General features: G+C 66.1%; 20 protein-coding genes. 9 read left to right on the top strand and 11 right to left on the bottom strand.

What is annotated here, in order from left to right:
- Window positions 1–76 precede the first annotated feature (76 nt).
- The 3 genes from ACVWYP_RS02480 to ACVWYP_RS02470 all read left to right on the top strand — a co-directional run bounded on the left by ACVWYP_RS02480 (window position 77) and on the right by ACVWYP_RS02470 (window position 3,118).
- Entirely contained in the window at window positions 77–343 is a 267-nt protein-coding gene (locus ACVWYP_RS02480; RefSeq protein WP_155258580.1) for a hypothetical protein, read from the top strand.
- Between the two features lie 195 nt (window positions 344–538).
- On the top strand, window positions 539–1,456 hold the full coding sequence (locus tag ACVWYP_RS02475; protein WP_304497605.1) for a DMT family transporter: 918 nt from the start codon (window positions 539–541) through the stop codon (window positions 1,454–1,456).
- A gap of 105 nt (window positions 1,457–1,561) precedes the next feature.
- A complete protein-coding gene (locus tag ACVWYP_RS02470) occupies window positions 1,562–3,118 on the top strand; it encodes a serine hydrolase domain-containing protein (protein ID WP_304497604.1) in 1,557 nt (518 codons plus the stop codon).
- Window positions 3,119–3,403: 285 nt separating this feature from the next.
- Here ACVWYP_RS02470 and ACVWYP_RS02465 read toward each other — a convergent pair whose 3' ends face one another.
- Window positions 3,404–3,580 (bottom strand): hypothetical protein, encoded by a 177-nt coding sequence (locus ACVWYP_RS02465; protein WP_162832420.1) that lies wholly within the window; start codon window positions 3,578–3,580, stop codon window positions 3,404–3,406.
- A 387-nt stretch (window positions 3,581–3,967) separates the two neighbouring features.
- On the opposite strand from ACVWYP_RS02465, the gene ACVWYP_RS02460 reads away from it, so the two are divergent.
- Window positions 3,968–4,096: a hypothetical protein gene (locus tag ACVWYP_RS02460; RefSeq protein ID WP_016847287.1), complete on the top strand. Its 129-nt coding sequence runs from the start codon at window positions 3,968–3,970 to the stop codon at window positions 4,094–4,096.
- On the opposite strand, the gene ACVWYP_RS02455 is transcribed toward ACVWYP_RS02460, so the two are convergent.
- Genes ACVWYP_RS02455 through ACVWYP_RS02440 form a run of 4 tightly spaced genes read right to left on the bottom strand, consistent with a single transcriptional unit; the run spans window position 4,093 to window position 7,698 of the window.
- Entirely contained in the window at window positions 4,093–4,848 is a 756-nt protein-coding gene (locus tag ACVWYP_RS02455; protein ID WP_018269133.1) for a GntR family transcriptional regulator, read from the bottom strand. The genes ACVWYP_RS02460 and ACVWYP_RS02455 overlap by 4 nt on opposite strands.
- 6 nt (window positions 4,849–4,854) lie before the next feature.
- On the bottom strand, window positions 4,855–5,835 hold the full coding sequence (locus ACVWYP_RS02450) for a Gfo/Idh/MocA family protein (RefSeq protein WP_304497603.1): 981 nt from the start codon (window positions 5,833–5,835) through the stop codon (window positions 4,855–4,857).
- Window positions 5,832–6,719 carry an NAD(P)-dependent oxidoreductase gene (locus ACVWYP_RS02445; RefSeq protein ID WP_304497602.1) on the bottom strand — a complete coding sequence of 296 codons (888 nt, stop codon included), beginning with the start codon at window positions 6,717–6,719 and terminating at the stop codon, window positions 5,832–5,834. The genes ACVWYP_RS02450 and ACVWYP_RS02445 overlap by 4 nt, the downstream gene beginning before the upstream one ends.
- Window positions 6,720–6,738: 19 nt before the next feature.
- Entirely contained in the window at window positions 6,739–7,698 is a 960-nt protein-coding gene (locus ACVWYP_RS02440; RefSeq protein ID WP_456683981.1) for a Bug family tripartite tricarboxylate transporter substrate binding protein, read from the bottom strand.
- Window positions 7,699–7,834: 136 nt separating this feature from the next.
- On the opposite strand from ACVWYP_RS02440, the gene ACVWYP_RS02435 reads away from it, so the two are divergent.
- From ACVWYP_RS02435 to ACVWYP_RS02425, 3 genes are all read left to right on the top strand, one after another.
- Window positions 7,835–8,224: a carboxymuconolactone decarboxylase family protein gene (locus tag ACVWYP_RS02435; RefSeq protein ID WP_051002989.1), complete on the top strand. Its 390-nt coding sequence runs from the start codon at window positions 7,835–7,837 to the stop codon at window positions 8,222–8,224.
- A gap of 60 nt (window positions 8,225–8,284) precedes the next feature.
- On the top strand, window positions 8,285–9,646 hold the full coding sequence (gene pcaB, locus ACVWYP_RS02430; RefSeq protein WP_304497600.1) for a 3-carboxy-cis,cis-muconate cycloisomerase: 1,362 nt from the start codon (window positions 8,285–8,287) through the stop codon (window positions 9,644–9,646).
- Between the two features lie 114 nt (window positions 9,647–9,760).
- Entirely contained in the window at window positions 9,761–11,017 is a 1,257-nt protein-coding gene (locus tag ACVWYP_RS02425) for an aminopeptidase (RefSeq protein WP_304497599.1), read from the top strand.
- A gap of 171 nt (window positions 11,018–11,188) precedes the next feature.
- Here the strand turns inward: ACVWYP_RS02425 and ACVWYP_RS02420 are convergent, their stop codons facing one another.
- The 3 genes from ACVWYP_RS02420 to ACVWYP_RS02410 form a co-directional block, all read right to left on the bottom strand.
- Window positions 11,189–12,121 (bottom strand): GNAT family N-acetyltransferase, encoded by a 933-nt coding sequence (locus tag ACVWYP_RS02420; RefSeq protein WP_304497598.1) that lies wholly within the window; start codon window positions 12,119–12,121, stop codon window positions 11,189–11,191.
- 11 nt (window positions 12,122–12,132) lie between these two features.
- The gene (locus ACVWYP_RS02415; RefSeq protein WP_304497597.1) at window positions 12,133–13,182 is read right to left on the bottom strand and encodes an amidohydrolase family protein; all 1,050 of its coding nucleotides are present in this window, start codon (window positions 13,180–13,182) and stop codon (window positions 12,133–12,135) included.
- Window positions 13,183–13,327: 145 nt separating this feature from the next.
- Window positions 13,328–14,272, bottom strand: coding sequence for an EamA family transporter (locus ACVWYP_RS02410; RefSeq protein ID WP_304497596.1), 945 nt, complete (start codon window positions 14,270–14,272; stop codon window positions 13,328–13,330).
- Between the two features lie 90 nt (window positions 14,273–14,362).
- Between ACVWYP_RS02410 and ACVWYP_RS02405 the strand changes: the two genes are divergently transcribed.
- Window positions 14,363–14,986 carry a CGNR zinc finger domain-containing protein gene (locus ACVWYP_RS02405; RefSeq protein ID WP_304497595.1) on the top strand — a complete coding sequence of 208 codons (624 nt, stop codon included), beginning with the start codon at window positions 14,363–14,365 and terminating at the stop codon, window positions 14,984–14,986.
- A gap of 11 nt (window positions 14,987–14,997) precedes the next feature.
- Here ACVWYP_RS02405 and ACVWYP_RS02400 read toward each other — a convergent pair whose 3' ends face one another.
- Window positions 14,998–15,813: an MBL fold metallo-hydrolase gene (locus tag ACVWYP_RS02400; protein ID WP_304497594.1), complete on the bottom strand. Its 816-nt coding sequence runs from the start codon at window positions 15,811–15,813 to the stop codon at window positions 14,998–15,000.
- A gap of 170 nt (window positions 15,814–15,983) precedes the next feature.
- On the opposite strand from ACVWYP_RS02400, the gene ACVWYP_RS02395 reads away from it, so the two are divergent.
- Window positions 15,984–16,934 carry an alpha/beta fold hydrolase gene (locus ACVWYP_RS02395; RefSeq protein WP_304497593.1) on the top strand — a complete coding sequence of 317 codons (951 nt, stop codon included), beginning with the start codon at window positions 15,984–15,986 and terminating at the stop codon, window positions 16,932–16,934.
- On the opposite strand, the gene ACVWYP_RS02390 is transcribed toward ACVWYP_RS02395, so the two are convergent.
- Together ACVWYP_RS02390 and ACVWYP_RS02385 are read right to left on the bottom strand one after the other, a co-directional pair.
- Window positions 16,918–18,435 (bottom strand): permease, encoded by a 1,518-nt coding sequence (locus ACVWYP_RS02390; protein WP_304497592.1) that lies wholly within the window; start codon window positions 18,433–18,435, stop codon window positions 16,918–16,920. The genes ACVWYP_RS02395 and ACVWYP_RS02390 overlap by 17 nt on opposite strands.
- Complete coding sequence (locus ACVWYP_RS02385; protein WP_304497591.1) at window positions 18,432–19,184, bottom strand: ABC transporter ATP-binding protein; 753 nt, start codon at window positions 19,182–19,184, stop codon at window positions 18,432–18,434. Before ACVWYP_RS02385 ends, ACVWYP_RS02390 begins: the two co-directional genes overlap by 4 nt.
- Between the last annotated feature and the right edge of the window lie 211 nt (window positions 19,185–19,395).

Genomic DNA, 19,395 nt, shown 5'->3' with positions numbered 1-19,395 from the left:
CAGTTCTGCCGCCTCCTTCGGCAAGGAACTGAAGCCGCTCCAGCCGGTTTGCTACGATCAGCCAAGGGAGGTCCGAATGCGGATCATTCTGATGACGACGATTGGCTGGGCGTTGTCGTGTGGATTTGCGATAGCCCAGCCCGATCCCGAGAAGGACGTGAACACGGCAACTGGACGCTCGGCACCGGAAGAAAAAGGTCAATTGCAGCCACAAGGATGGACCGGGCCGCTTGAAACAAGATCGGGTGGTGCGCCGCCGGAAAGCCCGCAAGGTCAAAGCCCGCCGGGAATGCAGGCAGCGCCGGACGGATCGACAAAGACGGTGGTCGAGCCGCGGAAGTAAGTCGCACTTCTTGTCTGTGAAGGTCAGCTTCGCCTAGAGCGACCGGCCGCAAGGTCGCCCTTTGGCCAGAGCCGACATCGCGGCAGCGCGGAGTGACGTCACCGCGCAGCCCAAGCGGACGCCGGCAGCGTTGCGCCAATCAGCCCTGCACCTCAATGGGTTGATCCGTCTCGGCAGCTCACGTAGTCGTTCGCGATGAACGAACGTCCGGCCAATGCCAAGGCTAAAACCCTTCCGGATCCGAAAGCCATCCTGATCGGGGTCGCCTGCGGCCTCGGTGCGGCGCTGTGCTGGGCGCTCGGCTTCGTGGCGACCCGGCATGGCCTGAAGGTCGGGTTCACGCCGGTCGACCTGCTGATGCATCGCTTCCTGTGGTCGGGCATTGCCTTCCTGCCGCTCGTTGTGCGCGCCGGCCTTCGCGACCTCTGCGGCATCGGCTGGGGGCGCGGCATGGCGCTGATGCTGTTGGGCGGGCCGGTGATGTCGCTGATCAGCTATGCCGGCTTCATGTTCGTGCCGCTGGGGCATGGCAGCGTGATCCAGCCGTCCTGCGCGACGCTGGGCGGATTGTTTCTCGCGGTCGTCTTGCTGAAGGAATCGGTCTCGCTCTCGCGCGCAGCCGGCGCTGTCGTCATCGTCGTCGGACTTGCCGTGATCGGCAGCGAGTCGATCGGCCATATGGGGCCGAGCGCCGTGATGGGCGACCTGATCTTCGTTGCGACCGGCTTGATGTTCGCGGGCTTCGCCACGCTGGTGCGCCATTGGCGTGTCTCGGCGTTCTCCGTGGCCAGCGTTATCAGCGTGCTGTCGCTCTCGCTGTTTCCACTGTATGCCGCCTCGGGTGGGCTCGCTCGCGATGCGGTCATCGGCCTGCCTGAAAACGCGCTACAAGCCATCGCCCAGGGGATCCTGGCCGGGCCCGTGGCGATGTATTTGTTTGCGGTGTCGATCCAGCGCCTCGGCGTGGCCCGCGCAGCCGTATTTCCTGCGACCGTGCCGGTGTTGACCCTGCTGTTGGGATGGCTCCTGATCGGCGAGCCACCGACCACGCTGCAGGCGGCCGGGTTGGCCGCCGTGTTGGCCGGATTCTATCTCGCGCAGCGGCAGCGCTAGACGGCTTGCCGCTGTCCCGATTGGCGCGCGGTGGTGGCGACGATTGACAAGCATGCGAGGGATCGCGGATGGTGCGGCTCTCCGCCGTGTCGCAATGAGACGCTGATGCAGGTTCAACGTTTGGCGCTGCCGATGCTTGCGGGGCTCGTGCTTGCAGCCTCGGCTTTGTCGGGCGCAGCCCAGGCGCAAGATGCCGCCGAGCCGGTGCGGCCGACCTGGCAATGGCAGACCTCGACGCCGGAAGAGCAGGGGATGGATTCCGCCGCGCTGGCGCGGCTCGTCAATTTTGGCGCGGACCACAATCTCGATAGCCTCCTGATCGCGCGGCACGGCCGGATCGTGCTCGACGCCTACTATGCGCCCTACACGCCGGAGATCCCGCATCTCTTCAATTCCGTCACCAAGGCGGTGACCGGCACGCTGGTCGCGATGCTGCTCAGGGATGGCGTGCTCGACAGCCTCGACCATCGCATGGTGGATTTCTTCGGCGATCGCACCATCGCCAATCTCGACGACCGCAAGCGGGCGATCACGGTCCAGACTATGCTGGACATGACCTCGGGAATGGCCTGGACCGAAGGCGTCGAGGGTGGCCGGCCGGACTCGCTGATCGAGTGGGGGCGCAGCCCCGATGCGATCCAGTTCATCCTCGACCGCCCGATGGCGAAGGCGCCGGGCGAGGCGTTCTATTACAACACCGGCAATGCGCAGCTGTTGGCCGCGATCATCAACAAGCTCACCGGCATGAGCGCGCGGGATTATGCGGTGACGAAACTGTTTCGCCCGCTCGGGATAGCCGCGCCGTACTGGCACAGCATCGGCCCCGGACTGACGCAGGGCGGCGGCGGGCTTCAGCTCGCGCCGCGCGACGCCGCCAGGATCGGCCTGCTCTATCTGCATGACGGTGAATGGGACGGGCAGCGGCTGCTGCCGACCGGCTGGGTCGACCGCATCAGGCATGCGACGACGGAGATGCACGCCTCGTTCGATCCATCGTTACGCTACGCCAATTTCTTCTGGGTGATGCCGCAGCGGCAGGTTGTCATGGCGGTCGGCGACCGCTGCCAGCTCGTCATGCTGTTTCCCGCGCTCGACATCGTCACGGTCGTGACCGCGCGCGACTACTGCTCGTTCGGCGGAATGGCCGACGAGATTTCGGGCGCGGTCAAATCCGGTACGGCGCTGCCGGTGAACTCCGTCGGCGGCAATCAGCTCGCGAGCGCGCTGCGCGATATCGCAACCGAAAAGCCGTCGGCCGTCGGTGCCGTGTCCGAGACGGCCGCCGCCATCTCCGGCAAGACCTGGCGCTTCCCGGCCAATGGCTTCAACTTGCGGGCGCTGACGCTGTATCTGACCGATCAGCCCGCGCACTACGAGCTGGAAACGGCGACGCCGGATCCGGCAAAGCCGGCGACGACACTTCCGGGACCGATCGGGCTCGACGGTGCCTACCGTCTCGGTCAGCCAACGGCGCTCGGCGTGATGGCGCTGAAAGGGACGTGGCAGGACAACCAGACATTCGCCATCGACCTGCGTCTGGTCGGCGGCGATACCGACCGCCGATGGCTGCTGTCGTTCGATGGCGGCAAGGCCAGGCTCAGCGGCAAGGATCGCTTCGGCCGCGACGTGAAGGCCGATGCTGAAGCGCCGGGCGCGCAATAGCTCGAGCGCGGCCGCGTCTCTATCCATTTCGGTCACGTGAAGCTCGGCTTCCTTCGCGTCGTCCCGGCGAAGGCCGGGACCCATACGCCGCGGCGGACGTTGTGGCTGGGACTGGTCGTTGCAATAGTGCAGAAGGCGTCGTGCCCGCGCAGCGACCTCGCCGGCATGGCCGCAGGAAATCACGACCGGCGTACGCCAACACGCACGCCTGCCATGGCAGACGGCCGCGCGAATCGACAGTGCTATGAAAACTGTGCGCCCGAGGCTCTCAGCGCGGCGGCGACCTTATTGGTCCACCTTCGGCGTCTTGCCCGCAATGTCGAGGCCGAACCGGAGCGCGCGCTCCTGGCGCTCTTCCGTCAGCAGCTTCAATTCCCGTTCCAGCGACCGCGCGACCTCGTCCTGGGTTTCCTTGGAGCGGCGACGGGAGTCGCCTTGCGGTTTGGCCGGTTCGGCAGTCACGGGAGAAACCCTTGTCATCACAGTGTCACAGGCCCTGATGGCACGGCGGGAGTCGGGGCGACAATCAAAAAGAATTCAGTGGGCGCATCTTTGGAAGGTTTGCTGTGCGTCTGACTCAAATTTGGGCAGAAAATTCTCTTAAGTGTTGCCTCGAATGGAGCCGAACCGCTTCGGCCCGCCGTCTCATCAATTCGGATGAGAGAGCCCGGTTCCGACGAAATCATTTCCGGATTCGCACGAAGGCGTCCTGAAACCGACAAGGTCTAACCTTAGTAGCGTTGTGAAGGACGGCTGCCTGGTGAGACGCTGAGGACCGCGGTGGTGAGATTCACGACCCGGGTCGAGAGGTCAGTCGGTCCTCCTGAGACGTTGGGGATGATCCCGGAAATGAAGAAGTTGAATGCTGTGCCTTATGTCTGGGCGGCCGCGCTGATCGCGGTCGCGATCTGGGGCGTGAGCGGCACCCCGCAGACGGCACATACCTCTGCCAGCACTCATCTGGCCCGGGTGCGCTAGAGCTTCGGCCGCAGCGAGCGCTGCATATCCATCGTGTAGGTGTAGCGCCCCTCGGGGTGCGTGGTGATGGTGACCTCGAACAGTTCCTCGCGCTGGCCGTAGTAGCGGCGTACCACGGTGAGCGCCGGCGAGCCGGTCTTGACGCCGAGCGCCCTGGCGATCGGCGCCGGCATGCCCCGCACGAAGATTTCCATCTGCGCGCGCTCGGTGACCTGGCCGTACATCCTGGCGATCTGCTCATGCACCGGGGTGCGGCCGTGGTCGCTGCGGGTCACGACATCGGCGAACCGGCGCAGCACGTAGATTTCGGCCCAGCCGAGCGGCGCGGCGAACTGGTCGGAGCGGCGTACCGCCTCGATCAGGAACCAGCTCTTGCCGGGCTCGCATTTCAAAAGCCCAGCCAGCTTGCGATCGGCCACGATGTCGCTGCTGGCCACGACCTCGCGGTAGGTCTCGTTGGAATAGCGCAGCCACTCGCCGAGCGACTTGACGCTGTGGGTGAACAGCACCGGCGGCTCGGATGCGATCACCACCGAGCCGAGGCCGGCGCGGCGCACGATCAGGCCCTGGTCGATCAGGATGCGCAGCGCCTCGCGCACGGTCTGCCGGCTGGCCTGGTAGCTCGCCATCAGTTCGGTCTCGGTCGGCAGCAGATTGCCGACCGCGTAGGTGCCGAGCCGGATGTCCTTCTGCAGCCCGGTGGCGATGTCGCGGTAGCGGGACGATCTCGCCCTGTCCGGTTGTTCAGACATGGCAGATCACTGGCATGCCATATGGCAGGCAACCGGATGTCCGGACGACATCGACTGCAGCGCTGCCTCGAACGCAGCGAGCGTCGCCAGCACGTCCGCTTCAGGCACCGGGAACGGCTGCTTGCCTTCGACGGCGTCGGCAAAGGCCGCAAGTTCCGCGGTCAGGGTGTCGATCGCCGGATAGCGCGTGATCGCAGGCGCCTCGCCGGATTTCCGCAGCACCATCGTCTGTTCGTCGAGCACCTCGGCCGATCCCTTCGTTCCGAACACATGCACGCGCCAATAGAACGGTGTTGCGCGAATTGTCGCAAGGGTTGCGCTGACGCCATTCACAAATTCAATCGCCAAGGTTGTAGTGTCGAGCGGCGGCGGTCCCGCCTCGCGCGCACTCAACCGGGCATAGACCTGGCGCGCGGGGCCGAGCAGGCTGACGAAGCCGTCGAGCACATGCAGTCCCGCGCCGGTCAGGCCGCCGCTCGGCGATTCCTCGGGCGACAGCCGCCAGCCCTGCCTGATGGTCTGTGAGTTCTCGTTGCTGTTGTGGCCCTCGACATGCAGGATGGTGCCGAGCTCGCCGCTGGCCGTGATCGCGCGCAGCGCCTGCATCGACGGCCAGAACCGCCGGTTATGCCCGACCGCGAGCACCACACCGGCGCTGCGGCACGCCGCGAACATCTCTGCGGCATCGGCGCGCCGAAGCGCCAGCGGCTTCTCGCAAAACACCTGCTTACCGGCGCCGGCTGCCGCGATCACCTGGCCCTTGTGCAGCGAATGCGGCGTCGCCAGCAGCACGGCATCGATGCGAGGGTCGGCGAGGACATCGTCCAGGCTCGCCGCGACGGAGAGGCCGTGCGCCTCGCAAAAGCTGGCGGCGCCGTTGGCGTCGGGTTCCACCGCGCGGACGATCCTGAGCCGCGGCTCGTTGCGCGCGGCCCCGACCAGTGCGCGGCCCCATCGACCGAGGCCCGCGATCGCACAGTTGATCATGACTGTCCCTCACCGTGGCCGCGGCCGGCCCGGATCGCCTCGATGACCGCGGCGCTGTCGTTGTCCGCCCCTTGAAGCGCGATCGCCGCGCGCAGCAGTTCGGCCTGCACCGAGGTCAGCGGCAAGGGCAGGCCGTGCCGGCCGGCCTCCTGCAGGATCAGTTCGGCATCCTTCAAGGTCTGCGCGATGTGCGATTGCGGCGAGAAATCCCGCGCCAGCATCTTCGGCCCCTTGCTGTCCATCACGGCAGAATATGCCGCCGATTGCCGCGCGGTCGCAAGGAACGCCGCGCCGTCAAGGCCGAGCGCCTCAGCAAGTGCGATGCCCTCGGCCAGCGCGGCGCGGTTGTTCTGCAGGATCAGGTTGATGGCGAGCTTGGTGCGGCTGGCATTGCCGATCGCGCCGACATTGACCCGCTGCGGGCAGAGAATATCGAGCGTCGCCGCGGCGGCGTCGATGACGTCGGCATCGCCGGCGACCAGCGCAGTGGCCGTGCCCGCACGCACCTCGGCGCTGGTCCCTGAGATCGGCGCTTCGATGAAGGCGAGGCGCGAGCGGGAGGCGAATTCGGCGATTGCCACGATCTCGCCCGGCGCGCAGGTGGTGGTGCAGATGACGCGCGGCGGCGGCGTCGCGTTGGCGAGGTCCGGCAGCAGCGTCCTGACCTGGGCCGCGTCATACACCGCGATGACGATGGTCCGGCAGCGCGCCGCGACGTCGGCGGCGAACGCAGCGAACTCGGCGCCGCTGGCTCTCAGGCCATCCGTCTTCGCGGCGTCGATGTCGAAGCCGATCACCCCGATGCCGGCGTCGATCAGCCGCGCGGAGAGCGCCGATCCCATCAGCCCCAAGCCAATCATGCCAACAGGTGTCTCGCGAGCCATGATGCGACGTCGCCTCGCTTTATTGCGGCTGGATGCCGGCCGCCTTGACCTCCGCCGACCAGCGCGCGACCTCGCTCCTGACGAAGGCGCCGAACTCGGCCGGAGCCAGCGGCGCCACCATCACGCCGACATCGGCGAGCTTCTTCCTCGTCTCCGGCATCGCGAGGTATTTCGCACACTCGGCGTAGAGCTTGCTGACCACCGGTTCCGGCGTGCCGGCGGGCGCGAACAGGCCGTACCAGATCGTGGCCTCGAAGCCCGGCATCGCTTCGGCGAGTGCGGGCAGGCCGGGCGTCAGCTCGTTGCGGGTCGCCGACGTCACGGCGATGCCGCGCAAGGTGCCGCCCTGCATCTGCGGGATCGCGACCGAGAAGTCGCCGAAGGTGAGATCGATCACCCCCGCCATCACGTCGGTCATTGCCTGCGGCACGCCGCGATAGGACGCCGCGATCAGCGACAGGCCGCCGCGCGATTGCAGCTGGGCGATCGAGATCTGCGAGGCACCGGAGCCGTAGCCCGCGGTCAAATTGGGATTGGCCTTGGCGTAGCTGAGGAACTGCGGCAGGTCCCTGGCCGCGAGCTTCGGATTGACCAGCAGCACCATCGCCGTCGTGGTGGTGCGGATCACGGGTGCAAAGTCCTTCACCGGGTCGTAGGGCAGGCTCTTCAGCGTCGCGACATTGCTGGCATGGGTGGTGTTGGTGCCCATCAACAGCGTGTAGCCGTCGGGCGCGCTGCGGGCAACCTCCTGGGCGCCGATGCTGCCGAGCGCGCCGGCGCGGTTCTCGATCAGCACGGTCTGGCCGAACGCGTCCTGCAGATGCTGGCCGACCAGCCGCGCGACATTGTCGGGACCGGCGCCGGCCGGGAAGGGCACGATGATCTTGAGCGGCCGTTGCGGAAAATCGTCGGCGGCGAAAGCCGGCAGGACCGGAAGCGTCGCAAGCAGGACGACGAGCAGCCCCAGCCGTAACTTCATCGCGGTGCCCTCCCGTGTCTGCTCTTGCAAATTTATACGGACAAATACATCAGAAAGGCAAGCGTCAGGCCTGTCGGAATGTTGAGGTGCATCATATTTATCCGTATAAATAGTCCATTCAGGGAGCCCGACGACGATGGTGGACATCAGCGATCTCCATGCGCGCGGACTGCGCCGGCGCCAGAAGATGTTCGGCGAGGTCGATGTCGCCAAGCGGATGGCCGCTGCCGGCGATTTCGGCACGCCGCTGCAAGACATCATCAACGCCTATGTCTATGGCGACGTCTGGGAGCGCAGCGGGTTGTCCGACCAGATCCGCAGCCTCGTGATGCTCGGCATCACCGCGGCGAGCAGCAAGCCGGCCGAGTTCCGCGTCCATGCCAAGGGTGCGCTGGCCAATGGCTGCACCGCCGCGCAGGTGCAGGACGTGCTGCTGCTGGTCGCGATGTATTGCGGCATTCCGGCCGCGATCGAGACCAGCAAGATCGCAGCCGAGGTGTTCGGCGAGGTGCCGCCTGAGGGGTAGGGTACAAGCCCCTGCCGTGATAGGGACGTTGCCGACCGCGACCGGCAACAGGATCTGCCCATGTCCGCCTTCCCGACCTCGACCACCGTGCTCGATTCCGTATTGTTTCGCGATGCCTTCGGCACGCACGAGATGCGCGGGGTGTTTTCCGACCTGCGGCTGATCGAGCGCTACGCCGAGGTCGAAGTCGCGCTGGCAAGGGCCGAAGCGCGCTGCGGTGTGATCCCGGCGGAAGCCGCCGCGGAGATCGCAAAACGGACCGATGTCGCCACATTCGATTTCGATCTGCTGCGGCAGGAGACCGACGTGGTCGGCTATCCGATCCTGCCGCTGGTGCATCAGATGGCGAAGCAATGCGGCGAGGCCGGCCGCTATGTCCATTGGGGCGCGACCACGCAGGACATCATGGACACCGCCGTGGTGCTGCAGCTGCGCGATGGCCTGAAGATCATCGAGGACGACATCGCCGCGCTGCGCGGCATCCTGGCTGATCTCTCGAAGCGATACCGCGACACGCCGATGGCCGGGCGCACCCATCTGCAGCAGGCGCTGCCGGTGACCTTCGGCTACAAGACCGCGATCTGGCTCGCCGCCTTCGATCGCCACGCTGCGCGGCTCGTGGAGCTGAAGCCGCGCGTGCTGGTCGGCCAGTTCGCCGGCGCCGCCGGCACGCTGGCCTCGTTGGGTGACAAGGGTTTCGAGGTCCAGCAGGCGCTGTGCGAAGAGCTCGGCCTCGGCGTGCCCGTCTCCACCTGGCATGTTGCCCGCGACGGTCTGGCGGAAGTGGTGAATTTCCTCGCGCTGGTCACGGGAACGCTCGGCAAGATCGCGCTCGACATCATGATCATGGCGTCGACCGAGTTCGCCGAGGTCTACGAGCCGTTCGTGAAGGGGCGCGGCGCGTCCTCGACCATGCCGCAGAAGCGCAACCCGATCTCGTCGGAGTTGATGCTCGCCGCCGCCAAGGCGGTGCGCCAGCATGCCGGCCTGATGCTGGATGCGATGGTGCAGGATTTCGAGCGCGCCACCGGTCCGTGGCACGCCGAATGGATGGCGATCCCGGAAAGCTTCGTGCTGACCGCGGGCGCGCTGCATCAGGCGAGGTTCGCGCTTGGCGGCCTGATCGTCGACGAGCGGCGGATGGCCGACAATCTCGACATCAGCCGCGGGCTGATCGTGGCCGAAGCCGTGATGATGGGCCTCGCGCCCGCGATCGGCCGGCAGGAGGCGCATGACGTGGTCTATGACGCCTGCCGCGTCGCCAACGACAAGGGCCTGACGCTGGCCGAGGCGCTGGCCGCGGATGATCGCGTTGCCAGCCGGATCGATCGGGCGACGATCGACCGCCTCACCGCGCCGAAAAACTATCTCGGCCTCGCGCCCGAGATGGTCGACCGCGTGCTGGCCTCGGTGAAGCGGTAAAATTCGAGGCAATTGCTCGCCGTCGCGTGATCGAGCGCGGTGGCCGGGAACCTTGCGGATGCGGATCGAATTGGACTACGAATCCCGAGAGTTCCTCAAACGACACGGCGCTTCATGACCGCACATCAACGCAACCTTTCCGCCTCGATCGATCCCGTGAAACTTGATCGGCTCGCCGAAGTCGCCATCAAGGTCGGCCTGCAGCTGCAGCCGGGCCAGGATCTCTTGCTGACGGCGCCTGCCGCGGCGATGCCGCTGGTGCGGCGGGTGGTGGAGCATGCCTACAAGGCCGGTGCTGGTCTCGTGACCCCGTTCTTCTCGGACGAAGAGCTCACGCTGGCGCGCTACCGTTACGCCAGCGATGCGAGTTTCGATCGTGCCGCAAGCTGGCTCTATGAGGGCATGGCGAAGGCGTTCGGCGCCAACACCGCGCGGCTTGCGATCGTCGGCGACAATCCGATGCTGTTGTCGGGCGAAGACCCGGCCAAGGTGGCGCGCGCCAGCAAGGCCAATTCGATCGCCTACCAGCCGGCACTGGAGAAGATCGTCAATTTCGACACCAACTGGAACATCATCGCCTATCCGAGCACGTCCTGGGCCAAGCAGGTGTTCCCCGACGATGCCGAGGACGTCGCGGTGGCCAAGCTTGCGGATGCGATCTTCTCCGCCTCCCGGGTCGATCAGGATGGCGCCGTCGCCGCCTGGGCACAGCACAATGCGAAGCTCCGCGAGCGCACCGAATGGCTGAACGGCCAGCGTTTCCACGCGCTGAAATATTCCGGACCTGGCATGGACCTCACGATTGGCCTCGCCGACGGTCATGAATGGGAAGGCGGTGCGTCGACCGCCAAGAACGGCATCGTCTGCAATGCCAACATCCCGACCGAGGAAGTCTTCACCACCCCGCACTGCCGCCGCGTCTCAGGCCACGTCGTCAGCTCCAAGCCGCTGTCCTATCAGGGCACGCTGATCGACAATATCTCGGTCAAGTTCGAGGAAGGCCGCATCGTCGAGGCCAAGGCCTCGCGCGGCGAGGAAGTGCTGAACAAGGTGCTCGACACCGACGAGGGCGCGCGCCGCCTCGGCGAGGTCGCGCTGGTGCCGCACTCCTCGCCGATTTCGAAGAGCGGGCTGCTGTTCTTCAACACGCTGTTCGACGAGAACGCCGCCTCGCACATCGCGCTCGGCCAGTGCTACTCGAAATGCTTCGTTGGCGGCGACAAGCTGACGCCGCAGCAGATCGCCGAGCAGGGCGGCAACAAGAGCCTGATCCATATCGACTGGATGATCGGCTCCGCCCACACCGACATCGACGGCATCCACGCCGACGGCCGCAGCGTGCCGGTGTTCCGCAAGGGTGAGTGGGCGTAAAGGGGCGGCCCACCTGCCTAATCCCGTCATCCTGAGGTGCGCGCCCTTGCGCGCCTCGAAGGATGGACGGCCCGGATATCGCGTGCGCGGAGAGACTACGGCCGTTCGCCCTTCGAGGCTCGCTCCGCTCGCACCTCAGGGTGACGGGGAAAGATTTGTGTCCAGGGTCGCCTACTGAAACCGCCGCTCCCGCGCGGCGGTCAGTTCGCCTCGCGTGGCGCTGAAGCGGCAGGTCTCGTGCTGCGGCCGGAAGCCGAGCCGGCGATAGATCTTCAGCGCGGGAGCGTTGCGGCTCGAGACGTTGAGCCAGCAGGGGTGTTCGGTCGAGACGTCGTGTGCAGCCAGCACGCGATACACCAATAGCTGGCCGAGCCCGCGTCCCTGCCGCACCGGATCGACGGCGACCGACTCGATCCACATCGAGTTCCGTTCCGGCTCGGTCAGGCAGAAGCCCGACATCTGTCCATCCTCCGACGCAATCCAGACTTCGCTCTCGGTCAAAACCTGCGCCATCTCCTCCGGCGAATACAGGCGGAAGGCGGCGTCCGAGGCATAGGCGGCATTGTGGATGCGCGCGACCTCGCCCGCGCAGGCGGTGACGTCGCTGACCTGCTCGATGGTGGCGCGCGCGGCCGCGAGCGTGCGCGCCGGCTGCAGCGGCTCGACGCACTTCATCCCGATCTCGGACTCGACATGAACAAAGCCGAAGGCAGCCACGAAGGCCATTCCGGCAGGCCAGTCGCTGCTCACCAGCGTCTGTATGGTGAGATTCGGATCGGTGTCGATCGCTAGCACGTCGTCGAACAGTGCGAGGCCAATCCGGTGGCGCCGCATCTCGGGCGCCACGACGATCTTGAGGAACCGGGAATGATGCGCGCCCTGGTCGCGCAACGACGATTCGGCGAGGCCGCAGAGCACGCCATTGCGCTCGGCAACGCGAAAGTCGCGCCCGCCGCGGTTCTGCGGCAGCTTCAGGAACTGATCCCATTGCGGCAGCGTGACAGGGCCTAGCCGCGGTTCCACCGCGGCTGCCTTTGCGTAAAGTTCGACCACCGCTTCCGCATCAGCCTCTCGAAGCGGCCGGATGGTGATGCCGTCATCCATGAGTCGGAAGCTTACCCGATATCGAGCCGATAGACATCCTTTGCCGTCTTCAAGAACAACGCCGTCTTTTCGGCTTCGCTATATTGTGATGCAAGCCGTTTAAAGGTGTTGAAGATGACCTGGTAGCTGCATTGCCCCTTATCAGGTGGGAAGTTGCTCTCGAACATGCAACGGTCCGGACCGAACGCCTCGATGCAGGTCTCGATATAAGGCCGCCAGGCGGCGGCGAGTTCCTCCGACGAGGGCGGCTTGGGACGGAGGTGGAAGTCGTAGCCGAGCAGGCACATCGCCAGCCCGCCGAGCTTGACGACGACATTCGGGCATTGGGCGATCTCCTGGATCGACGCCTTCCAGACCGGAAATGTCTCCGCGCGCTTGCCGGCGAAGCGGCCGGTGCCGACCGGGCCGCCGCAATGGTCGAGCACGATCCTGGTATCGGGAAAGGCGCGGGCGAGGTCGGTCAGTTCGCCGATCTGCGGGTGGAACAACCAGGCATCGAAGCTGAGGCCGAGCGGCGCCAGGCAGGCGAACCCCCTACGAAAGGTGGAGTCCAGCAGAATGCCCTTCGGCCGGTTCGCGTACATGTGGGCGACGTTGGGATCCTCGTCCCAGGCCGAGGAGTGGCGGATGCCGCGGAACCGGCCGTTGCCGGCGGCAATCTGCGCCTCCAGCACCGCCTTGGCCTGATCGCCGATCAGAAGATTAACGTGGCTGACGATGCCGGCGCAGATCGCCGCCTTGCCATAGCCGCCGCTCGCCGCCATCGCCGCGACGCCGTTGGCGAACTCGACCTCGCCGACCGGGCGGAACGCCTCCGGCCCGTCGGCGCGGTACATCGACCGGCAGTCGACATAGACGGTCGCAACGATGTTGTGGCCCGAGGCCATGTCGTCGCGCATCTCCTCGATCAGATAGCGCAAGCCTCCGCGATCCCAGAGATGGTGATGCGGATCGACGATCGGCCGGGCCGGATCGATGATCTCTTCAGTGTATTGGGCGAGCCAGTCTTCGCGCGGGTTGGCATAGAGCCCGCTGGCGGAGGCGGGCAGAGTGCTGGCCATGGATGATACTCCCTGTTCTTGCTCTTGTCGGCCGCCGATACGATGTCGGCTGTGGGGAGGATAACGAGCCGCGGCGGAGCGCGTCAAACCCGGGCCTCTGCCTGACCTCTGCCTGAGGAGGCATGCGTATGTCTGCGCGTGCCGGTCAACCCGACCGCATTGCCGGTCGCGACCATGTCATCGACTGAGCTCGCCTCGCCGACGCCGGAGATGCCTGCTCGGCGCGCCAGGCGATGATGACCGAGGCGATGACGAGAAGCGCTCCAAACAACATCGTGACGGAAAACGGCTCGCCCAGAATCAGCGTGCCGAGCAGCACGGCGATGATCGGGTTGACGAAGATGTAGGTCGAGACCATGAAAGTCGACACATTGTCGAGCAGCCAGCGAAAGGCCGTGAAGCCGATGACGCTGCCGGCGATGGCGAGATAGATCACCGCCGCGAGCGAGGGCGCCGAAACGTCGCGCGGCGAGAAGCCTTCCAGTTCACCGGACGCAACACTGATCGCAAACAGGACCGCGCCGCCGATCGACAGCTGCATGCCTGACGACAATGTTGGCGAGCCATGATCCGAGGTCCGACGCGACAGCACCGTGCCCACCGCCCAGGAGAACGCCGCAGCGAGCAGCAGCAGAATGGGAAGGATGCCGAAATGGCCCTGTCCGGCCGATTGCCAGCCCACGATTGCAACGCCAGCAAGGCCGGGCAGCAATGCGGCCAGCGTCATAGTCGCGGGACGCCGGGTTTGCGGATACAGGAGATCGATGAGCAACACCCAGAACGGAATCGTGGCCAGCATGATCGCAGCGATGCCGGACGGAACCGATTGCTGGGCATAAGCGAGAACACCATGGCAGCCGACGAAGAACAACACGCCGCAGAGCGCGGCGGTCAGCCAGTTCCACCGCGAAACGCGCGTGACGTCCGCCCCGTTCAGCGCGATCAGGATCAGGCCGCCGCCGAGCGAGCGAAGGCCCATCAGCAGGAACGGCGGGATCGACTTCAAGCCGAGCGCGATCGCGAAGTAGGTGGAACCCCAAAGCAGATAGATGGCGGCGAACGCGCCGACAATCAAAAGGCGCTTGGACATGCGAGGCTCCCGAGCTAGCTTCTAACCCCTTAATGGGTTGTCAAATCCAACCCATTAAGGGGTTATGCGTTCCAGAGGAGTTGCTGGACCATGTCGCGTGTTCCTTCGCCTGAGGCGTCGTCCCGGGAAGAGCTCAGCATCAAGTTCGTCAATACCGTCGCATGGCGTCTCCGCGACCTGGCTGAGGACCGGATCGCGACCTCGGATTCCATCCTGAAATGGTTGGTCGATGCCGAACTGGCGGACCGCCGGATCGCAGCGCAGCTCAGGGCGCGATGGAAATCCTCACCGCGCGAGGCAGATACGTTTCTGAATGCCGCGCATGGCCTGCGCGAGGCGCTCTACAAGATATTTGTCGCCCGCATCGGGGGTGGCCGGGCCGATCCGACGGCGGTGGCCGATCTCAACCGATCTCTCGGAATTGGATCGGGTGGTGTTGCGCTCGGAACCGTCGGCGACACCCTGCGGTGGCTGCCGACCGCCGGGAAGGTCACGCCCGACGCGCTGTTGAAGCCGATCGCGTGGTCGGCGGTGAGCCTTCTGACCGGTCCCCGTGCTGAGCGGGTGAAGCAGTGCCAGGACGAGCGGGGCTGCGGCTGGTTGTTCGTCGACGAGAGTCGCGCCCAGAACCGGCGGTGGTGCTCGATGGGCGATTGCGGCAATCTCGCCAAATCGCGGCGGCATTACCAGCGCAGCCAAGCGGCGGAAGAATGATGACGTGAGCCTCACACCCCGTCGAGGATGATCACCGTCGGCGTCGCCGGCAGGGTGTCGCGCGAGATCCGCAGGGTGCGCTCGCCGCCGCGGCGATCGATCTCGAATTGCTGGCCGATCAGGCGCATGAACTCGTCGAGCGGGGTGGCGAAGCGGTGCATCGGCAGCACGACGGCGGCGCGCAATCGCCTGGTGATCTCGGAGATGCCGTCGAGCGACATCGTATAGGTGCCGTCGATCGGCACCATCACGATGTCGAGCCGGCCGATCGCGGCGAAATGGCTGTCGTCGAGCTTGACGTGGAGGTGGCCGAGATGGCCGATGCAGAGGCCGGCGACCTCGAAGATGAAGATCGAATTGCCGTCCTTGATCATCTCGCCGCCGGAGTCTTCGCCCCAGTAGCGGCGGATGTCGGTGGTGACGTTGCGGATATAGACGTCGCCGATGCGCTCAGCGTAATGCGCGGCCTGGCCGTTCTCGCCCCAGCCATGCAGCACGTGGGGAATCTTGGGATCGGGAAACAGCGTGTAATGGGTCGCGTGGGCCCGGTTCATGGTCGCGACGTCGGGCAGCCGCCCGGTCCGATAGACGCCGTTATAGTCGGTCGCGATCCGGATGCCGCCCGGCGTGTCGATGTAATAGGTCGAATGGCCGGCATAGGTGATCGCGACCTCGTCGGCTTTGGCTGCGACGCGCCGGTAGTTCACCGGGACGGCGCGCGGCGGCGCATTGGCCATCGCCAGGCATTCGCTGCGCTGGGCATCCTGCGCGAAGGCGTAGCTGGTGAACGTTCCCAGCAACACGAGCGCGGCGAGCAATCTCAGCATGACTGTTCCGTCTGCGGCGGCATCCGCGGACGATAAGACTAGCGCGCAATTGGCGCGCCGTCATGATGAGGCCCGTGCATCGCTCCATGGCGCGGGCTGCAATACGAGCCGGCGATTATTGCGTCGGGACACGCTAGGATGCCGCGCAAACCGAGATCAGGGAGTTCTGCGTGACTGATAACGTCTCATCGCAGCGCGCGCCTTCGACCAAACGGCTCGAGCCGTTACGGCAGGTCGATGCCGGTGTGCTCAACATCGCCTATTACGAAGCGGGCCCATCCGATGGGCCGGCCGTGATGCTGATGCACGGCTTCCCCTACGACATCCACTCCTATGTGGACGTCGCGCCCCTGCTGGCGGCGCAGGGCTGTCGGGTCATCGTGCCCTATCTGCGCGGCTACGGACCGACGGCGTTCCGCGACAAGTCAACGCCGCGCTCGGGCGAGCAGGCGGCGGTCGGCGCCGACATGATGGCGCTGATGGACGCGCTCGGCATCGAGCGCGCGGTGGTCGCCGGTTATGACTGGGGCGGCCGCGCCGCATCGATCGGTGCGGCGCTGTGGCCGGAAAGATGCATCGGACTCGTCTGCACCAACGGCTACATGATCCAGGACATCGCGCATGCAATGGTGCCGGCGCCGCCGGATCGCGAGGTGGCGCTGTGGTATCAGTACTACTTCCAGCTCGAGCGGGGGCGGGCGGGGCTCGCCGCCAACCGGCGCGGCATCGCCAAGATCCTGTGGTCGCAATGGTCGCCGAGCTGGGCGTTCGACGACGCCTGCTTCGAGCGGACTGCGGTCGCGTTCGACAATCCTGATTATGTCGACGTCGTGATCCACAGTTATCGGCACCGCTACGGCGTTGTCGACGGGGATCCGCAATATGCGGATTTGCAGCGGCGGCTCGACACATTGCCTGTCATCAGGGTCCCCGCTATTTCGCTCGACGGCGCGGACGACGGCGTGACGTTCGCGACCGACGGCAGTCGCACCGCGGCAAAGTACACCGGCCGCCTGGCCCATCGCCTGATTCCGCATGCCGGCCACAATCTGCCGCAGGAAGCGCCGGAGGCGTTTGCCGCCGCAGTGCTGGAGGTGATGAAGGCTAGCGCCGCGGGCTGATCTTCCAGGCGATGGCAAGCGTCAGCAGCGTCAGAATGCCGCTGACCAGAGCGGCCGTCGGGATTGTCAGGGCCAGCGCCGCGGTCGCGGCCCAGCCGATCGAGGAGAAGGCTTCCGCGAAAGTGGCGATGCGGGAGGAGGTCTGACGCCGGCGGAATTGGCTGCGCTTGGCCTGCGCGCGGAACCAGAGCTGGACGGCCGCGGCGGATGCGGTCGCGATGATGATCGCGATCGCCGTGACCGCGGCCTGCCCTGGCGAGGCAAACGCCAGCGCGGCCACCAGCGGGGCGAAGACCACGGCGATGGCGAACAGGACCACCTCGACCTTGGCGCGGGTCACGCGTGACGGCGGCAGCGGCGCGGTCGCCACCAGATCGGGCGCGTCCTCGCCGGAGATGGTCAGCCATGCGAGCCCGCCGGCGAGCTGGCCTGCGGCCATGACGATGACGGGCGTGATCAGCACGATCGCAGTCGATGTGCCGGAGAAGCTGCGCCACAGCATCAACGCCGGCGGCAGCAGATAGAGCATCTGCATCAGGCTCTGCGACAGCAGCCAGGGATCGCGGCGCAGCAGCAAGAATTCCTTGCGCCGCAGCGCCTGCTGCCGCGAGCCCGCCCGGAACGCGCGGGCGCGCCCCCGCGTCACCGCAGCCGGATTGGCGGCGACGCTGGCGACCGTATCCGCGAACCGGTGTGCGAATATCGCCATCACGCCGCCGAGCATCACCAGCGCCGCGGCGAGCAGCAGCATCATGATTTCGAGCTCGCCGAGCGATGCCCGTGCCGGCCACCACAGCAGGCTGTCGGGGGCGGGGGCAATTCGCGCCGCGGTTTCCGAGGTCAGAAAGGCAAAGCGCGACAGCGTGCCGTAGGACAGCACAGCCACGACCTGCAGCGCGATGACGAAGCCGGCACCGATCACGGCGGAGACGACCTGCGCCACCAGCCGCGTCCGGCTCGGCCCGATCAGGCGGAACAGGAACGCGGTGACGGCGATCGCGGTGGCTGCCGCCGACAGCCCGATCGCAAGGACGACGCCGAAGCCGGCGAGCCAGCGCGGGCCGCCGAGATAGACCAGCACGTCGATGAACGGCGTCGACAGCAAGAGCGCCATGCTGCTCACCGTCAGCGCGATCGCGGCGATCCGGATCGAGAAGATGTTGGTGAGTTTTGCCGGCGACGACATGATCAAGTCGAGATCGGCGCGGGCGTAGAACACGCGCGTCACCGACTCGATCGCCTGCGAGAGCATCAGCGCCCAGGCCAGGAAGATCGTCGCGGTCAGCACGATCAGCGACGACGGGTCGAGCGGAAACCGCAGGTCGGCATAGCGGCTGACCACGGCATAAGCCGGCAGATGCAGGATCGTCGCGAAGATCAAGAGGCCGATCACGGCGCGATTGCGCCGGCGCCGGCCGCCGGTCATCATCGCCAGCCATTCGCGCCACGCCAGGCGGAATTCGTGGCGCGCGAACCAGGTGAGGTGGGCGACCGAGCTCACGCGGCCGCCGCTTCGGTATCGACCAGCGCGATGAACATGTCCTCGAGGGTGGTGTCGTTGCGGCCGTTCTGCTCGCGCAGCTCGGCCAGCGTGCCCTCGGCGATCAGCCTGCCGGCCGCGATCACGCCGATCCGGTCGGCCATCCGCTCGGCGACTTCGAGAATGTGGGTCGTCATGATCACGGTGCAGCCAGCGCGGACGCGCTCCTGCAGCAGCCCCTTGACGTGACGCGCCGACAGCGCGTCGAGGCCGGTCAGCGGTTCGTCGAGAATGATCAGGCGGGGATCGTGCACCAGCGCGCCGGCGAGCGCCACCTTCTGGCGCATGCCCTTGGAGAAGCCTTCGCAGCGCTCGTTGAGATGCGGCTCGAGCCCGAGCGACATCAGGAGATCGCGCGCCGAACCCTCCGAGGTGCGCGGATCGATGCCCCACAGGCCGGCGACGAATTCGAGATATTCCAGCGGCGTCAGCTTGTCGTAGATCATCGGCTCGTCGGACACCCAGGCCATGACCTGCTTGGCGGCGACCGGATCGGCGAGCGCGTCGATGCCGAGGATCGACACCGAGCCGGCATCGGGCCGCAATAGCCCCGCCACCATGCGCAGCGTCGTGGTCTTGCCGGCGCCGTTCGGCCCCAGCAGCGCATAGAATTCGCCGACACGGATCGTGAGATCGAGCGCGTCGACCGCCGGGCGGTCAAAACGCTTGGTTAACCCTCGCACGGCGAGTGCGGACAGTTCAGGTGTCATGGCGTGGTGGCGATCCGGAAGTTCGCTCGTCGGTTGCGCAAAGCTTGGACAAAAACCGTTTCGGTGCAGTGAATCGCACGGGGCAAATCACAGGTGATATCCGTATTAGTCCGTGCTGCGGCAAATCTCCGCAAATGTGATGATACAGCGACAACAGCGGTTTGTTGACAGGGATCGGGCGTTTTGGCTCAATCGGGGCGGACATAGGCGG

The sequence above is a fragment of the Bradyrhizobium sp. USDA 3262 genome (assembly GCF_054060035.1).
This window is presented reverse-complemented; position numbering and strand designations above follow the sequence as displayed.

What these genes read in the sequence shown, in the direction of transcription:
- ACVWYP_RS02405 (WP_304497595.1), top strand. Translation starts at nt 14,363, where the DNA reads ATGTCGCGTGTTCCTTCGCCTGAGGCGTCGTCCCGGGAAGAGCTCAGC.
- pcaB (WP_304497600.1), top strand. Translation starts at nt 8,285, where the DNA reads ATGTCCGCCTTCCCGACCTCGACCACCGTGCTCGATTCCGTATTGTTT.
- ACVWYP_RS02455 (WP_018269133.1), bottom strand. Translation starts at nt 4,848, where the DNA reads ATGTCTGAACAACCGGACAGGGCGAGATCGTCCCGCTACCGCGACATC.
- ACVWYP_RS02415 (WP_304497597.1), bottom strand. Translation starts at nt 13,182, where the DNA reads ATGGCCAGCACTCTGCCCGCCTCCGCCAGCGGGCTCTATGCCAACCCG.
- ACVWYP_RS02445 (WP_304497602.1), bottom strand. Translation starts at nt 6,719, where the DNA reads ATGGCTCGCGAGACACCTGTTGGCATGATTGGCTTGGGGCTGATGGGA.
- ACVWYP_RS02435 (WP_051002989.1), top strand. Translation starts at nt 7,835, where the DNA reads ATGGTGGACATCAGCGATCTCCATGCGCGCGGACTGCGCCGGCGCCAG.
- ACVWYP_RS02420 (WP_304497598.1), bottom strand. Translation starts at nt 12,121, where the DNA reads ATGGATGACGGCATCACCATCCGGCCGCTTCGAGAGGCTGATGCGGAA.
- ACVWYP_RS02385 (WP_304497591.1), bottom strand. Translation starts at nt 19,184, where the DNA reads ATGACACCTGAACTGTCCGCACTCGCCGTGCGAGGGTTAACCAAGCGT.
- ACVWYP_RS02400 (WP_304497594.1), bottom strand. Translation starts at nt 15,813, where the DNA reads ATGCTGAGATTGCTCGCCGCGCTCGTGTTGCTGGGAACGTTCACCAGC.
- ACVWYP_RS02410 (WP_304497596.1), bottom strand. Translation starts at nt 14,272, where the DNA reads ATGTCCAAGCGCCTTTTGATTGTCGGCGCGTTCGCCGCCATCTATCTG.
- ACVWYP_RS02480 (WP_155258580.1), top strand. Translation starts at nt 77, where the DNA reads ATGCGGATCATTCTGATGACGACGATTGGCTGGGCGTTGTCGTGTGGA.
- ACVWYP_RS02440 (WP_456683981.1), bottom strand. Translation starts at nt 7,698, where the DNA reads ATGAAGTTACGGCTGGGGCTGCTCGTCGTCCTGCTTGCGACGCTTCCG.
- ACVWYP_RS02475 (WP_304497605.1), top strand. Translation starts at nt 539, where the DNA reads ATGAACGAACGTCCGGCCAATGCCAAGGCTAAAACCCTTCCGGATCCG.
- ACVWYP_RS02450 (WP_304497603.1), bottom strand. Translation starts at nt 5,835, where the DNA reads ATGATCAACTGTGCGATCGCGGGCCTCGGTCGATGGGGCCGCGCACTG.
- ACVWYP_RS02460 (WP_016847287.1), top strand. Translation starts at nt 3,968, where the DNA reads ATGAAGAAGTTGAATGCTGTGCCTTATGTCTGGGCGGCCGCGCTGATC.
- ACVWYP_RS02425 (WP_304497599.1), top strand. Translation starts at nt 9,761, where the DNA reads ATGACCGCACATCAACGCAACCTTTCCGCCTCGATCGATCCCGTGAAA.
- ACVWYP_RS02470 (WP_304497604.1), top strand. Translation starts at nt 1,562, where the DNA reads ATGCAGGTTCAACGTTTGGCGCTGCCGATGCTTGCGGGGCTCGTGCTT.